Here is a 15454-nt window from a genome sequence, read left to right as displayed (position 1 = left end):
ACGGATTCAACGGAGTGACTGGATGAAAATCATCATCCTCGGTGCGGGACAGGTCGGCGGTTCGCTGGCGGAACATCTGGCCAGCGAGGCCAACGACATCACTGTGGTCGACACCGACGGCGAACGTCTGCGCGATCTCGGCGACCGTCTCGATATCCGTACGGTACAGGGCCGTGGCTCGCTGCCATCGGTGCTGCGTCAGGCCGGTGCCGACGACGCCGACATGCTGGTGGCGGTGACCAACAGCGACGAAACCAACATGGTCGCCTGCCAGGTCGCCCATACGCTGTTCCACACGCCGACGAAAATCGCCCGGGTGCGCGAAGCCTCGTACCTGACTCGCGAAGAGCAACTGTTCCAGAACGAAGCGATTCCGGTCGACGTGCTGATCAGCCCGGAACAAGTGGTCACCAACTACATCAAGCGCCTGATCCAGTATCCCGGCGCGCTGCAGGTGATCGACTTCGCCGAAGGCCAGGCACAACTGGTGGCGGTGCGCGCCTATTACGGCGGGCCATTGGTGGGCCAGCAACTGCGCCAGTTGCGCGAACACATGCCGAATGTCGAAACCCGCGTCGCCGCGATTTTCCGTCGTGACCGGCCGATCCTGCCGCAGGGCGATACGGTGATCGAGGCCGACGACGAAGTCTTCTTCATCGCCGCCCGTGAGAATATTCGCGCAGTGATGAGCGAAATGCGCCGCCTCGACGAAACCTACAAACGCATCGTCATTGCCGGCGGCGGGCAGATCGGCGAGCGTCTGGCCGAGGCCATCGAAAGCCGCTATCAGGTGAAGATCATCGAGATGAACCCGGCGCGCTGCCGCTACCTCTCCGATACCCTCGACAGCACCGTGGTGCTGCAGGGCAGCGCCTCGGATCGCGACTTGCTGCTGGAAGAGAACATCGCCGACGCCGACATTTTCCTCGCGCTGACCAACGATGACGAAGCCAACATCATGTCGTCGTTGCTGGCCAAACGGCTGGGGGCAAAGAAGGTGATGACGATCATCAACAACCCGGCCTATGTCGATCTGATTCAGGGCGGCGACATCGACATCGCCATCAGCCCGCAACTGGCGACCATCGGCACCTTGCTCGCCCACGTTCGGCGTGGCGATATCGTCAGCGTGCACTCACTGCGACGCGGCGCGGCGGAAGCCATCGAGGCGATTGCCCACGGGGATGCGAAGTCGAGCAAGGTAATCGGCAAGCCGATCGAGAAAATCGGCCTGCCGCCGGGCACCACCATCGGCGCGATCATCCGCAACGAACAAGTGATCATCGCCCACGACGACACCATCATCGAGGCGGGCGACCATGTGATTCTGTTCCTTGTGGATAAAAAGCATATTCGCGATGTGGAGAAGCTGTTCCATGTGGGGTTGAGCTTCTTCTGATCCGGAATTTTCAGTGACGGTGACGGCCTCTTTGCGGGCAAGCCCGCTCCCACAGGGGGATGTGGGAGCGTTGCTCGCGAAGGCGGCCTCACTAAAATCGATCAACAGCTGACACTCCCCCGAAAGGAATCCACCAATGCTCGAATCCCTGGAAAAAATGCTCGCCAAGGGTGTGGATAACTCACTGCTGCGCTTTGGTCTCGGCAAGGGCTATCTGGATCTGGGCGAAAACGCCAAGGCTGCCGAGCATTTCCAGCGTTGTATCGGTTTCGACCCGAAGTACTCGGCGGCGTGGAAACTGTTGGGCAAGGCGCAACTCGCGCTGGGCGATCACGCCGCGGCACGGCAGGCATGGGAACAAGGGCTGGAAGCGGCCCGCGCCCATGGCGACAAGCAGGCCGAAAAGGAAATGACGGTGTTTCTGAAGAAGCTCGAGCGTCAGGCGCAGTAAATCAAAGGTAGCGAAGACCGATTCCGTCGGCATCCACCGTCACCACTTCCATGCGCACCCGTGGCGCGCCTGTGGGTAAATCCTGTACCTGGCCATAAACCACCGCGCCCTTGGGCAACGACGCCAGACGTGGATGCTGCACGTACACCCCGGTGGGCGACAGATTGCGCGTCTGCCCGAGGCATTCGCCGAAGCTGTCGTGGGTGATCTTGATGCGAAACGACTTGCGGTGTTCGGACATCTGCTGCGCCCTTGAATGAACGGTTGTGGATAACCCCGGCGAAGAGGTTATCCACAGATCATGCCAATCACATCGTAACGGCTCAGTACCAGCGCTCTTCGCCCGGCGGGCGTTTCTTGAAGCGCTTCATGCTCCACATGTACTGGCTTGGATACGCGGCGACATAGCGTTCGACGACTTTACTCATCGCCGCGCAGGATTCGGCAGTATCGGTGCTGTACATGGCCTCTGGCGCGGCTTCGAGTATCACTTTGTAACCCGAACCGTCCGGCAGGCGCAGTGCGTGGAGGAATACACCGACCGCTTTGCCACCGGCGAGCATGTTCGGCACGAATTTGCTGGTCAGTGCCTGGGTGGCGAAGAACGGCACGAAGATCCCGGCGGATTCGGCCGGTTCCGGGTCAGCGGGAATACCCACTGCACCACCTTTGCGCACTTCCTTGATGACACTGAGGATGCCTTCCTTGGTGGAGGCGGCGACTTTGTTGCCCAGTTGCACGCGTTGTTTGCGCAGCAACTCATCCACAGCCTTGAGCTTGGGCGGGCGATAGAAAATGATCGGTTTGCACTGGCTGCAATAGAAGTGGTTAAGCACTTCCCAGTTGCCAAGGTGGCTGGTGATACCAACCACGCCTTTGCCCGAGGCCAACGCATCCTTGAGGATGTCGAGGCCTTCGACTTCGCGTACCAGATCGATCGAACGCTGGGCCGGCCAGATCCACGCGCAAGCGCTTTCGGTCAGCGACTTGCCGATGTCTTTCAGGCTCTGCCCGACCAGACGCTCGCGCTCCGCCGGATCCATCTTTGGAAAGCACTTGGCGAGGTTGATCCGCACCACGTCGCGGGAGCGGTTGGGGGTTTTCCACATGATCCAGCCAATCGCCGAACCCACGGCCTGCACAGCCCGCCAAGGCAGCAGGGCAAACAGCCGCAGAGCGCCTACCAGCAAGGCGCCTTTAAACTTTTCCACAGGTCACTCCTGATCTTGTGCGGTGCGCGAGGCGGCCATTCTAACCGCCGTTGACGAGCTGCGCGTAGCGGTCGCAGTCCTGAGTGTGATCCATGACCATGCCCGAGGCCTGCATTAGCGCGTAGCAAATGGTCGGGCCGACGAACGTGAATCCGGCCTTTTTCAGGGCTTTGCTCATCGCCAGCGCTTCTGGGGTGATCGCCGGCACTTCGCTGCGATCCTTGAAGTGATTGATGATCGGTTGGTCATTAACGAACGACCAGAGGAACGCCACCGGATCCTCCAGGGCCAGCCAAGCCTGGGCATTACGCCGGGCGGCATTGAGTTTGAGGCGGTTGCGGATGATCCCCGGATCGAGCATCAATTCGTCGATTTCAGCGTCGCTCATCTGCGCCACGCGCTGTACGTCGAAGCCGAACAACACCTCGCGATAACGCTCGCGTTTACGCAGTACGGTGATCCACGACAGCCCGGCCTGGAACCCTTCGAGCAAAAGCAACTCGAACAAACCCTGCGCATCGCGTAGCGGCGTGCCCCACTCCTGATCGTGATAAGCCATGTACAGCGGATCTTCGGTACACCAAAAGCAGCGTGGCATAAGGCTCCAGGGGGTGGAGGTGCGACTGAATCGGGTATACTCCCGCTCTTTAAATCGCAGCCCAAGAAACAGGTGAATTTCGTGAGCCAGCCTACGCCAGCCGTGCGTACCTTCCAAGACTTGATCCTCGCGCTCCAGCAATACTGGGCCGAGCAAGGTTGTGTGGTACTTCAGCCCTACGATATGGAAGTAGGCGCCGGCACTTTCCACACCGCGACATTCCTGCGTGCCATCGGCCCGGAAACCTGGAACGCCGCTTACGTACAGCCAAGCCGCCGTCCGACTGACGGCCGTTACGGCGAAAACCCGAACCGTCTGCAGCACTACTACCAGTTCCAGGTAGTCCTGAAGCCGAACCCGGACAACTTCCAGGAACTGTACCTGGGCTCCCTCAAGCATGTCGGCCTGAACCCGCTGGTCCATGACATCCGCTTCGTCGAAGACAACTGGGAATCGCCGACCCTCGGCGCCTGGGGTCTGGGCTGGGAAGTCTGGCTCAACGGTATGGAGGTGACGCAGTTCACTTACTTCCAGCAGGCGGGCGGCATCGAGTGCTACCCGGTAACCGGCGAGATCACCTACGGTCTCGAGCGTCTGGCCATGTACCTGCAGGGCGTGGATTCGGTCTACGACCTGGTCTGGGCTGACGGCCCGATGGGCAAAGTCACCTACGGCGACGTGTTCCACCAGAACGAAGTGGAGCAGTCCACTTACAACTTCGAACACGCCAACGTCGACAAGCTGTTCGAACTGTTCGACTTCTATGAAAGCGAAGCCAAGCGCCTGATCGAACTCGACCAGCCGCTGCCGTTGCCGAGCTATGAAATGGTTCTGAAGGCCTCGCACACCTTCAACCTGCTGGATGCACGCCGGGCGATCTCGGTGACCGCGCGTCAGCAATACATTCTGCGCGTTCGCACGCTGGCGCGTTCCGTCGCCCAAGCCTACCTGCTGGCTCGCGCCAAGCTGGGCTTCCCGATGGCGACCCCGGACCTGCGTGACGAAGTACTGGCCAAGCTGGAGGCAGCACAATGAGTGCGCAAGATTTTCTGGTTGAACTGGGCACCGAAGAACTGCCACCCAAAGCCCTGAACACCCTGGCTGAAGCGTTCCTCGCCGGTATCGACAAAGGCCTGCAAGCCGCTGGCCTGAGCTACGAGACCAAAACCGTCTATGCCGCGCCGCGTCGTCTGGCTGTGCTGATCACCGCGCTGGCCACCCAGCAGCCGGATCGCAGCATCAACCTCGACGGGCCGCCACGTCAGGCGGCATTCGACGCTGAAGGCAACCCGACCCAAGCGGCACTGGGCTTTGCCAAGAAGTGCGGCGTCGAGCTGAGCGAAATCGACCAGAGCGGTCCGAAACTGCGCTACAGCCAGAACATCGCCGGCAAGCCGACCGCCAGCCTGCTGCCGACCATCGTTGAAGATTCGCTGAACGACCTGCCGATCCCGAAACGCATGCGTTGGGGTGCGCGCAAGGAAGAGTTCGTGCGTCCGACCCAATGGCTGGTGATGCTGCTCGGCGACCAGGTCATCGACTGCACGATCCTCGCGCAGAAGGCTGGCCGTGATTCCCGTGGTCATCGTTTCCATCACCCGGAAAGCGTGCGCATCGGTTCGCCGTCGAGCTACCTCTCCGACCTGCGTGCCGCTTATGTACTGGCCGATGCCAACGAGCGTCGCGAGATCATCAGCAAGCGCACCGAAGAGCTGGCGACCCGTCAGGAAGGCACCGCGATCGTGCCGCCGGCGCTGCTCGACGAAGTGACCGCGCTGGTCGAATGGCCGGTGCCGCTGGTGTGCTCGTTCGAGGAGCGTTTCCTCGACGTGCCGCAAGAAGCATTGATCACCACCATGCAGGACAACCAGAAGTACTTCTGCCTGCTGGATGCCGACGGCAAGTTGCTGCCACGTTTCATCACCGTGGCCAACATCGAATCCAAAGACCCCCAGCAGATCATCGACGGTAACGAGAAGGTGGTTCGCCCACGTCTGACCGACGCCGAATTCTTCTTCAAGCAGGACAAGAAGCAGAAGCTCGAAGCGTTCAACGATCGCCTGCAGAACGTGGTGTTCCAGGAAAAACTCGGCAGCGTCTACGACAAGGCCGAGCGCGTATCGAAACTGGCCGCGTACATCGCCGCACGCATCGGCGGCAACGCTTCGTGGGCTGCCCGCGCAGGCCTGCTGTCCAAGTGCGACCTGGCCACCGAAATGGTCGGCGAGTTCCCGGAGATGCAAGGTGTCGCCGGTTACTACTACGCCCTCAATGACGGCGAGCCGGAAGACGTCGCTCTGGCGCTGAACGAGCAGTACATGCCGCGCGGTGCCGGCGCTGAACTGCCTGCCACCCTGACCGGTGCGGCCGTGGCCATCGCCGACAAGCTCGACACCCTGGTCGGCATCTTCGGCATCGGCATGCTGCCGACCGGCAGCAAAGACCCGTATGCCCTGCGCCGTGCGGCACTCGGTGTGCTGCGCATCCTGATCGAGAAGAAACTCGATCTGGACCTGAACGACGCCGTTGCGTTCGCCGTGAATGCGTTCGGTGCCAAGGTCAAGGCTGCCGGCCTGAACGACGCGGTGCTGGAGTTCATCTTCGACCGTCTGCGTGCACGTTACGAAGACGAAGGCGTCGATGTCGCCACTTACCTGTCGGTTCGTGCCCTGAAACCAGGTTCGGCGCTGGACTTCGACCAGCGTGTGCAAGCGGTTCAGGCCTTCCGCAAACTGCCGGAGGCGGCAGCGCTGGCGGCGGTGAACAAGCGTGTGTCGAACCTGCTGAGCAAAGTCGAAGGCTCCGTGCCGACCGACGTTCAGGCCAAGTACTTCGACAACGCCAACGAGTTCTCGCTGTACTCGGCGATCCAGCAAGCGGATCAGGCTGTGCAGCCGATGGCGGCAGCGCGTCAGTACAACGAGTCGCTGGCACGCCTGGCGGCTCTGCGCGAGCCGGTCGACGCGTTCTTCGACGCGGTGATGGTCAATGCCGAAGATGCCAATGTGCGGGCCAACCGTTACGCGCTGCTGGCGCGTCTGCGTGGCCTGTTCCTCGGTGTTGCCGACATTTCGCTGCTGGGTTGAGGGATTGCTGTTGAAACTGCTGATTCTCGATCGGGACGGAGTGATCAATTACGACTCCGACGCTTACATCAAGTCGGTGGAAGAGTGGATTCCGCTCCCCGGCTCGATCGAAGCGATTGCGCAGTTGAGCAAGGCCGGCTGGACGGTGGCGGTCGCCACCAACCAGTCGGGCATTGCTCGCGGCTACTACGACCTCGCCACCCTCGAAGCCATGCACGCGCGCCTGCGCGAACTGGTGGCGGAGCAGGGCGGTGAAGTCGGGCTGATCGTGTATTGCCCGCATGGGCCGGACGAGGGTTGTGATTGCCGCAAGCCGAAACCGGGGATGTTGAAAACCATCGCGCAGCATTACAACGTGGCGCTGACGAATGTCTGGTTCGTCGGCGACAGCCTTGGTGACCTGGAGGCCGCCAAAGCCGTCGATTCACAGCCAGTTTTGGTGAAGACCGGGAAAGGCGCAAAGACTCAGGGCAAAACCCTGCCGGTTGGCACTCTGATTTTTGACGATCTGGCGGCGATTGCCGCAGAACTTATCCACAACTAGAGTACTTCTGAAGTTCCTGACCAGGGATTGATCGGGAGTGCGCTTGAACACTCGGGCATTGCCCCGTAACGGTAAACGTCACTATGTCGATACTGCGGGCCATCAGAATTTTTCTCTTTTACCTGCTGCTGGGCACCACTTCCCTGCTGTGGTGCAGCTTGAGTTTTTTTATCGCGCCGTTTCTGCCATTCAAGGCGCGTTATCGTTTTATCAACGTGTACTGGTGCCGTTGCGCCTTGTGGTTGACCAAGGTGTTTCTCGGTATCCGTTACGAAGTAAAAGGTGCGGAAAACGTGCCTGACCGGCCCTGCGTGATTCAGTCGAACCACCAGAGCACTTGGGAGACGTTCTTTCTCTCCGCTTATTTCTCGCCGTTGAGCCAGGTGCTCAAACGCGAATTGCTCTACGTGCCGTTCTTCGGCTGGGCCATGGCCATGCTGCGGCCGATCGCGATTGATCGCGACAACCCGAAAGCTGCGCTCAAGCAAGTCGCCGCGAAAGGCGATGAGCTGCTCAAGGACAACGTCTGGGTGCTGATCTTCCCGGAAGGCACCCGCGTTCCTCACGGCACCATCGGCAAGTTCTCCCGCAGCGGCAGCGCGTTGGCGGTGAATGCGGCGCTTCCGGTACTGCCAATTGCACACAATGCCGGCAAGTTCTGGCCGAAAATCGGGTGGGGCAAGACGTCTGGGGTGATCACTGTAGTCATCGGTGAACCGATGTATGCCGAAGGCACTGGCCCTCGCGCCATCGCTGATCTGAATGACCGGGTGCAGGCCTGGAACGAGCAGGCTCAGCGAGCAATGGGTTCACTGCCACCGGCTCCGCAAGCTCCGGCGGCAAGTGATCAAGTGGCTGTCTGAGATTTTGTGGATAACCTGTGTACGGTTTTGTTGAAAAGGCCTGAATCTTTAGATTAAGTGATTGATTTACTTATATATTTCTCAAGCTCATAAAACCTCGAAAAACGTGCATAAGTTTTTATTGGATGTAAAAAAACCGGCTCATATAGCCGGTTTTTTTGTGCCTGTTCATTCCTCGAGCAAAGGTATTTCGAGGATAAACGTGGTGCCTTGATCAACCACGCTGTGGCATTCGATCCGACCGCCATGGCGATCAACCACGGCTTTGACCATCGACAGTCCCAGGCCTACGCCATCGATGCCCAGGGCCGAAGAGAACCGTCGGTACTGGCTGAACAAATCAGGCAGTTCCTGCGGGGCGATACCCTTGCCCTGATCAAACAACCGGCAACGCAACCAGCCCTCGTGACAACTCACATTCAAGCCAATAGTGGTGCCTTCCGGGCTGTACTTGATCGCGTTTTCCAAGAGGTTGAACAGCGCCCGGGTCAGCAGGCCCTGATCGGCTGATACCAGACGTTCCTGGGATTGTTCATCCATGTCGCTGAGCAATTCGATGCGCTTTTGCTGGGCGATGGGCAAGGCTTGATCCACTACATCCATCACCAGCATTGCGAACAGTGTCGGCTGAAACCGGTAGGCCTCGGATTCGGCTCTGGCCAGCAAAACAAACCCATCAGTGAGATCCAGCGCCCGACGCACCTGCCGTTCGATCTGCTCGAACAAGGGTGAATCAACCCCGGCTTGATTTCGGTGGACGTCGAGCAGGGCGAGGATCGCCGAATGGGGTGCACGCAGGTCATGAGAAAGAAACCGCAGCAAGACCGCACGCTGTTCTTCGGCAGCGCGCTCGGCGCTGAGGTCGGTCAGGCTCAGCAGCCAGCCGATCGGCATGTCGCCATCCACTGGCAGCAACGCCGCGCGCTCCAGGCGCAGGCTGCGTTCCTTGAGGTCGCGAAACTCCAGCAACGGCAGTTCCGACAGCGCTGGCCGAATATCTGTGGACAACTCCGGATAGCCGAGCCCCGCCAGTTGATCGAGAACGTCATCGCCCACCAACGGTTTAGCGAATAACTGGCGAGCCTTGCGATTGCCCAGCAGGATCTGCCCTCGGGGATCACTGATCAGCGTGGCGACTGGCAGATATTCCAAGCCATCGGCAATGAACCGTCGGGTATCGCGGGTGCGGCTCATGGCTTGTTCAAGCGCCATGATTTGCCCCTGCAAACGATCCGCGCCGGTGAACTGTGCACGGCGACGCTCGGGAAAAACCTTCGGCTCGTTATCCAGTCGCGCCAGTTCCCAGCCGAAGTAGGTCAGCACGACGCTGAGGCGCCGCCAGTTCCAGATCAGATAACCGAACAGCATGCCCAGCACGGCTGGCGTCGGCGACCACCAGCGCCGCATCTCCGCGAGGCCGGCACTGGTGAGCAGCACGCAAGCCATGCCGACCAGCGTGACCCAAAGCGCCCATCGCGGGCGCCACAACAACAGGCCAAGTACGCCAGCCACCAGCACCACTGACAGCAGCGAGTCCAGTCCCGGCGACGGGTCATGCAAATTGATCTGCGCGCGATACGACAACAGCGCAGTCAGCGGCAACAGCACTAGACTTATCCACAACCACTCGCGCACCAATCGCCGAAACAATCGCTGCACCTGACTCGGCTCCCGGCTTTCATGCCGTCTGCGGTCAGTCATGGGAAAAGTGGGCAGGGTGGGGTGAATGGTTTCATGAGCCAAAGGTCTGAGGAAAGACCCGAAGAATCATAGCGGACGCCGACCAACGTCGGGCCGCTTACTTTCATCGCTAAGGCCGAGCGACTAAGGTTGTCGGCCAACTGCCCAAGCAACAAGGAATGATCGCGTATGCGCGTTGCGATACTGGACGACGAACCCGCCGAACTGCGCCGGGTCGAGCAAACCCTGCAACAGATGGCCGAAGCCGGTGAACAACCCTGGTCACTGCACAGCTTCGAGCGCGGTGAAGACCTGCTGCGGCAACTGCGCCGGGAAACCTTCGACCTGCTGATCCTCGACTGGCAATTGCCCGACCTCACCGGCCTGGCGTTGCTGCGCTGGACCCGCGAACACATGGACGCACCACCGGCGGCGATCATGCTCACCAGTCGCGATGGCGAGAGCGATATTGTTCAGGCGTTAAATGCGGGGGCCGATGATTATGTGAGCAAGCCGTTTCGACCGAATGAGCTGAAGGCGCGGGTGGCTGCAGTATTGCGTCGACACAGTCAGCCACGAACGGCTGCGACTGAAGTGCTGAGCTTTAATGATCTGACGTTTGATGATGCCGAACTGAGCGTCACGCGCGAGGGCAAGGCGATCATCATGACCGAACGTGAATATCGCCTGGCGCGCTGTCTGTTCAGCAACCTCGGCCGGCCGCTGTCGCGGGAATATCTGTATGAGCGCTTCTGGCCACACGAAGAAGTCGCCTCGTCCAGGCCACTGGATACGCATATCTATCGCCTGCGCAACAAGCTGGGGCTGACGGCGGATCGGGGTTGGCAGTTGCTGACGATTTACGGATATGGTTATCGGTTGGAAAGTGTGGCGGCGGGGGAGTGAAACGCAGGTATTAAAAAAGGCCAACGCTTGTGCGTTGGCCTTTTCGTGGGCGCTGACCGGGATCAGAAATCCAGGTTGGAAACCGCCAGCGCATTGCTCTCGATGAAGTCACGGCGAGGTTCGACCGCATCACCCATAAGGGTGTTGAAGATCTGGTCTGCGCCAATGGCGTCTTCGATGGTGACTTTCAGCATGCGGCGCACGCTTGGGTCCATGGTGGTTTCCCACAGCTGATCCGGGTTCATTTCGCCCAGACCTTTGTATCGCTGGATGGTGTGGCGCTTGGTGCTTTCCGCCATCAGCCAGTCCAGGGCTTCCTTGAACTCGGTGACCGCTTTCTTGCGCTCGCCACGCTGGATGTACGCGCCTTCGTCGAGCAGGGTGCTCAGTTGAGCGCCGAGGGTGACGACGGTTTTGTAGTCGTTGCTGCCGAAGAAGTCGCGGTTGAAGGTGACGTAGTTCGACAGGCCGTGGGAGATCAGTTCGACCTCGGGTAGCCACACGCCACGTTCACGATCTTCACGCAGGCTGGCCTTGTAGACCAGGCCGGACTTCTCGTTGGTGCGCAAGCGGACTTCGTACTGGGCCAGCCAGTCTTGCATCTTGGCATGGTCGCCGAGCATTTCCAGGCTCACGGCCGGCAGGTAGATGAAGTGCTCGGTCAGCTCCTGCGGGTACAGGCGCGACAGACGCTTGAGGGTCTTCATCACCATGCGGAAGTCGTTCACCAGACGTTCCAGCGCTTCACCGGAAATGCCCGGAGCCTCTTCGTTCAGGTGCAGGCTCGCATCTTCCAGAGCCGACTGCGTCATGTACTCTTCCATGGCGTCGTCGTCTTTGATGTATTGCTCTTGCTTGCCTTTCTTGACCTTGTACAGCGGCGGCTGGGCGATGTAGATGTAGCCACGCTCGATCAGCTCCGGCAGCTGACGGAAGAAGAAGGTCAGCAGCAGAGTACGGATGTGCGAACCGTCGACGTCAGCATCGGTCATGATGATGATGTTGTGATAACGCAGTTTGTCGATGTTGTACTCTTCGCGGCCGATGCCGCAGCCCAGCGCGGTAATCAGCGTACCCACTTCCTGGGACGAGATCATCTTGTCGAAACGTGCTTTCTCGACGTTGAGGATCTTGCCCTTCAGCGGCAGGATCGCCTGGGTCTTGCGGTTACGTCCCTGCTTGGCAGAGCCGCCCGCGGAGTCACCTTCCACGAGGTACAGTTCGGACAGTGCCGGGTCTTTTTCCTGGCAGTCAGCGAGCTTGCCCGGCAGGCCGGCGATGTCCAGCGCGCCTTTGCGGCGGGTCATCTCACGGGCTTTACGCGCGGCTTCGCGGGCACGGGCGGCGTCGATCATCTTGCCGACAACCAGCTTGGCTTCGTTCGGGTTTTCCAGCAGGAAGTCGGAGAAGTACTTGCCCATCTCCTGCTCGACCGCAGTCTTCACTTCGGAAGACACCAGCTTGTCTTTGGTCTGCGAGCTGAACTTCGGATCCGGCACTTTCACCGAGATGATCGCGGTCAGGCCTTCACGGGCATCGTCACCGGTGGTGGCGACTTTGTGCTTCTTCGCCAGACCTTCCTGCTCGATGTAGTTGTTCAGGTTACGCGTCAGTGCCGAACGGAAGCCCACCAGGTGGGTACCGCCGTCGCGCTGCGGGATGTTGTTGGTGAAGCACAACAGGTTCTCGTTGAAGCTGTCGTTCCACTGCAGGGCGATTTCCACGCCGATGCCGTCTTCACGCTGGATGTTGAAGTGGAACACCTGGTTGACCGCAGTCTTGTTGGTGTTCAGGTATTCAACGAACGCACGCAGACCGCCTTCGTACTTGAACAGCTCTTCCTTGCCGCTGCGCTCATCCTTGAGGACGATACCGACACCGGAGTTGAGGAAGGACAGTTCACGAATGCGCTTGGCGAGGATGTCCCAGCTGAAGTGAATATTCTTGAAGGTTTCGCTGGAAGCCTTGAAGTGAATCTGGGTACCCGTGGTTTCGCTGTCGCCAACGATTGCCATCGGAGCCTGAGGCACACCGTGGACGTAAGTCTGTTCCCAGATCTTGCCACTGCGGCGAACAGTCAGTACCAGTTCTTCGGACAGCGCGTTCACTACCGAAACACCTACACCGTGCAGACCGCCGGATACCTTGTAGGAGTTATCGTCGAACTTACCGCCAGCGTGGAGGACAGTCATGATGACCTCGGCGGCGGAAACGCCTTCCTCTTTGTGCACGTCTACCGGGATGCCACGGCCGTTGTCTTTGACGGTGATGGACTCATCCGGGTGGATGATGATGCTGATGTCGTCGCAGTGGCCGGCGAGGGCTTCGTCGATCGAGTTGTCGACCACCTCGAACACCATGTGGTGCAGACCGCTGCCATCGTCGGTGTCACCAATGTACATACCGGGACGTTTGCGTACGGCATCCAGGCCTTTCAGCACTTTAATGCTCGTTGAGTCGTACGTATTTTCTTCGCTCAATGCCTTCACTCCCGATGGTCGTGGGTCTGGGTGATACGGCCCTGTTCCACGTGGAACAGAGCGACTGGCGTTTCCGTCTGCCAGCCTTCCCTCAATAATTCGTGATCTACACAGGTGATGAACACCTGGCAGCGTAAGTCTTCCAGCAAGCGGCACAGCGCGCGACGGTGGCTCTCGTCCAGTTCGGACGGCAAGTCATCCACCAGATAAATACACTGACCGCGTCGGGCCTGGCTGACCAGATGCCCCTGGGCAATCCGCAATGCACAGACCACCAACTTCTGCTGACCCCGGGACAAAATGTCCGCGGCATTGTGAGCGCCCAATCTAAGACGCAAATCAGCACGTTGCGGTCCGGCCTGGGTATGGCCCATTTGCTGATCCCGTTGCAGGGACCCGGCAAGTACGGCGCTCAATTCCCGGTCCTTGTCCCAGCCTCGGTAATAGCTGAGCGTCAAACCTTCGAGCTCAACCAGTTCGCTCAAGGTTTGTTCAAAGACTGGTTTCAAGGCTTTGATGTAAGCGCGGCGGTATTCATCGATTTCAGCGCTGGCCTGGCACAGTTCCCTGTCCCAAACCGCTTGCGAAACGGCGTCAAGTGTACCATGCCGCAGCCAGGAGTTTCTCTGGCGCAAGGCCTTCTGCAAACGCTGCCAGGTGGCCATAAATCGTGGCTCGACGTGGAACACGCCCCAATCGAGAAACTGCCGGCGAATCTTCGGTGCACCTTCCAGCAGGCGGAAACTGTCCGGGTTGATCAACTGCAGCGGCAGGATCTCCGCCAGTTGTGCCGCACTACGGGCGTTCTGACCATCGATGCGAATCTGGAACTCGCCCTGACGGTCGCGAGATATCCCCAATGCACTGTGGCCCCCCTCGGCCAACTCGACCTGGCCGAACACGGTACAGGCGAGTTGTTCGTACTGGATGACCGGCAACAGCCGCGTGCTGCGAAACGAACGGGCAAGCCCCAGCAGATGAATGGCTTCCAGAACACTGGTTTTGCCGCTGCCGTTGGCGCCGTAAAGAATGTTGATTCGGGGGGAGGGGGAGAAGGTCACCGGGTGCAGATTACGCACCGCGGTGACCGAAACACGACTTAAGGACATCCAGGGTCAGCTGATTACAGACGCATCGGCATGACAACGTAAGCCGAATCGTCGTTGTCGGACTCCTGCACCAGCGCACTGCTGTTGGAGTCGGACAGGATCAGACGAACCTGCTCGGTGGTCATCACGCCCAGCACATCGAGCAGATAGCTGACGTTGAAGCCGATTTCCAGGGAGCCGCCGTTGTACTCGACGCCCACTTCCTCTTCCGCTTCTTCCTGCTCCGGGTTGTTGGCCTGGATCTTCAACTGACCGCTGGCCAGTTGCAGACGGATACCACGGTACTTCTCGTTGGACAGAATCGCGGTACGGCTGAACGCTTCACGCAGGGCCTGGCGATCGCCGAGAACCAGCTTGTCACCGCCCTTCGGCAGCACGCGCTCGTAGTCCGGGAACTTGCCGTCGACCAGTTTCGAAGTGAAGGTGAACTCGCCGGTGGTGGCACGGATGTGGTGCTGACCCAGTACGATGCTGACATTGCCATCCGGCTCGGTGAGCAAACGCGCCAGTTCGAGAATACCTTTGCGCGGCACGATCACCTGATGGCGATCCGGCTGGCCGATATCGGCTTTCATCGAGCACATCGCCAGACGGTGACCGTCGGTGGCCACAGCGCGGATGATGCCTTCGGAAACTTCCAGCAGCATGCCGTTGAGGTAATAACGCACGTCTTGCTGGGCCATGGCGAAGCTGGTGCGTTCGATCAGGCGACGCAGTTTGCTTTGCTCCAGGCTGCAGGTCAGCGAACCCGGGCCTTCTTCAACGGTCGGGAAATCGTTGGCTGGCAAAGTGGACAGGGTGAAACGGCTACGACCGGCCTTCACCACCAGCTTCTGCTCGTCGACCTTGATGTCGATCAGCGCATCGTTGGGCAGGCTTTTGCAGATGTCCATCAGCTTGCGCGCAGGCACGGTGATGGAGCCTGTTTCAGCCGGCTCTTCGAGTTGCACACGACCGACCAGTTCGACTTCGAGGTCGGTACCGGTCAGCGACAGTTGCTGGCCTTCGACAACCAGTAGCACGTTGGAGAGTACCGGCAAGGTCTGTCGGCGCTCGACGACGCCTGCGACCAGTTGCAGGGGTTTCAACAGGGCTTCGCGTTGAATGGTGAAATGCATGGTCTAGTC

Annotated in this window: 14 protein-coding genes; 7 read left to right on the top strand and 7 right to left on the bottom strand. The window is 59.6% G+C overall.

Annotation, left to right across the window (positions count from 1 at the left end; translation table 11 throughout):
- Positions 1–22: 22 nt before the first annotated feature.
- Together trkA and F2P67_RS17885 are read left to right on the top strand one after the other, a co-directional pair.
- The gene (trkA, locus tag F2P67_RS17890) at positions 23–1399 is read left to right on the top strand and encodes a Trk system potassium transporter TrkA (protein WP_166222098.1); all 1377 of its coding nucleotides are present in this window, start codon (positions 23–25) and stop codon (positions 1397–1399) included.
- Between the two features lie 136 nt (positions 1400–1535).
- The gene (locus tag F2P67_RS17885; protein ID WP_166222096.1) at positions 1536–1850 is read left to right on the top strand and encodes a tetratricopeptide repeat protein; all 315 of its coding nucleotides are present in this window, start codon (positions 1536–1538) and stop codon (positions 1848–1850) included.
- A gap of 1 nt (position 1851) precedes the next feature.
- Here F2P67_RS17885 and F2P67_RS17880 read toward each other — a convergent pair whose 3' ends face one another.
- The 3 genes from F2P67_RS17880 to F2P67_RS17870 all read right to left on the bottom strand — a co-directional run bounded on the left by F2P67_RS17880 (position 1852) and on the right by F2P67_RS17870 (position 3659).
- Positions 1852–2091 carry a PilZ domain-containing protein gene (locus F2P67_RS17880; RefSeq protein ID WP_166222094.1) on the bottom strand — a complete coding sequence of 80 codons (240 nt, stop codon included), beginning with the start codon at positions 2089–2091 and terminating at the stop codon, positions 1852–1854.
- A gap of 82 nt (positions 2092–2173) precedes the next feature.
- The gene (locus F2P67_RS17875) at positions 2174–3061 is read right to left on the bottom strand and encodes a lysophospholipid acyltransferase (protein ID WP_166222092.1); all 888 of its coding nucleotides are present in this window, start codon (positions 3059–3061) and stop codon (positions 2174–2176) included.
- 40 nt (positions 3062–3101) lie between these two features.
- Positions 3102–3659, bottom strand: coding sequence for a DNA-3-methyladenine glycosylase I (locus F2P67_RS17870; protein ID WP_102902532.1), 558 nt, complete (start codon positions 3657–3659; stop codon positions 3102–3104).
- A gap of 81 nt (positions 3660–3740) precedes the next feature.
- Between F2P67_RS17870 and glyQ the strand changes: the two genes are divergently transcribed.
- From glyQ to F2P67_RS17850, 4 genes are all read left to right on the top strand, one after another.
- The gene (glyQ, locus tag F2P67_RS17865) at positions 3741–4694 is read left to right on the top strand and encodes a glycine--tRNA ligase subunit alpha (RefSeq protein ID WP_166222090.1); all 954 of its coding nucleotides are present in this window, start codon (positions 3741–3743) and stop codon (positions 4692–4694) included.
- Entirely contained in the window at positions 4691–6745 is a 2055-nt protein-coding gene (gene glyS, locus F2P67_RS17860; RefSeq protein ID WP_166222088.1) for a glycine--tRNA ligase subunit beta, read from the top strand. The genes glyQ and glyS overlap by 4 nt, the downstream gene beginning before the upstream one ends.
- A gap of 4 nt (positions 6746–6749) precedes the next feature.
- Positions 6750–7289, top strand: coding sequence for a D-glycero-beta-D-manno-heptose 1,7-bisphosphate 7-phosphatase (gmhB, locus tag F2P67_RS17855; protein ID WP_166222086.1), 540 nt, complete (start codon positions 6750–6752; stop codon positions 7287–7289).
- 83 nt (positions 7290–7372) lie between these two features.
- The gene (locus tag F2P67_RS17850) at positions 7373–8152 is read left to right on the top strand and encodes a lysophospholipid acyltransferase family protein (RefSeq protein ID WP_166222084.1); all 780 of its coding nucleotides are present in this window, start codon (positions 7373–7375) and stop codon (positions 8150–8152) included.
- 168 nt (positions 8153–8320) lie between these two features.
- On the opposite strand, the gene F2P67_RS17845 is transcribed toward F2P67_RS17850, so the two are convergent.
- Entirely contained in the window at positions 8321–9853 is a 1533-nt protein-coding gene (locus F2P67_RS17845; RefSeq protein WP_166222082.1) for a sensor histidine kinase, read from the bottom strand.
- 168 nt (positions 9854–10021) lie between these two features.
- Here F2P67_RS17845 and F2P67_RS17840 point away from each other — a divergent pair, with 168 nt between their 5' ends.
- Positions 10022–10738, top strand: a complete 717-nt coding sequence (locus F2P67_RS17840) for a response regulator transcription factor (RefSeq protein WP_166222080.1) — start codon at positions 10022–10024, stop codon at positions 10736–10738.
- A gap of 62 nt (positions 10739–10800) precedes the next feature.
- On the opposite strand, the gene gyrB is transcribed toward F2P67_RS17840, so the two are convergent.
- The 3 genes from gyrB to dnaN are packed head-to-tail and all read right to left on the bottom strand — an operon-like array spanning position 10801 to position 15445.
- Positions 10801–13218 carry a DNA topoisomerase (ATP-hydrolyzing) subunit B gene (gene gyrB, locus F2P67_RS17835; protein WP_166222078.1) on the bottom strand — a complete coding sequence of 806 codons (2418 nt, stop codon included), beginning with the start codon at positions 13216–13218 and terminating at the stop codon, positions 10801–10803.
- 5 nt (positions 13219–13223) lie between these two features.
- The gene (recF, locus tag F2P67_RS17830; RefSeq protein WP_007911886.1) at positions 13224–14327 is read right to left on the bottom strand and encodes a DNA replication/repair protein RecF; all 1104 of its coding nucleotides are present in this window, start codon (positions 14325–14327) and stop codon (positions 13224–13226) included.
- 14 nt (positions 14328–14341) lie between these two features.
- On the bottom strand, positions 14342–15445 hold the full coding sequence (dnaN, locus tag F2P67_RS17825; RefSeq protein WP_007911887.1) for a DNA polymerase III subunit beta: 1104 nt from the start codon (positions 15443–15445) through the stop codon (positions 14342–14344).
- Positions 15446–15454 lie beyond the last annotated feature (9 nt).

The organism is Pseudomonas atagonensis (assembly GCF_011369485.1).
Taxonomy (GTDB): Bacteria; Pseudomonadota; Gammaproteobacteria; order Pseudomonadales; family Pseudomonadaceae; genus Aquipseudomonas; species Aquipseudomonas atagonensis.
The sequence above is the reverse complement of the archived record's forward strand: the minus strand, read 5'-3'. Positions and strand labels throughout refer to the sequence as shown.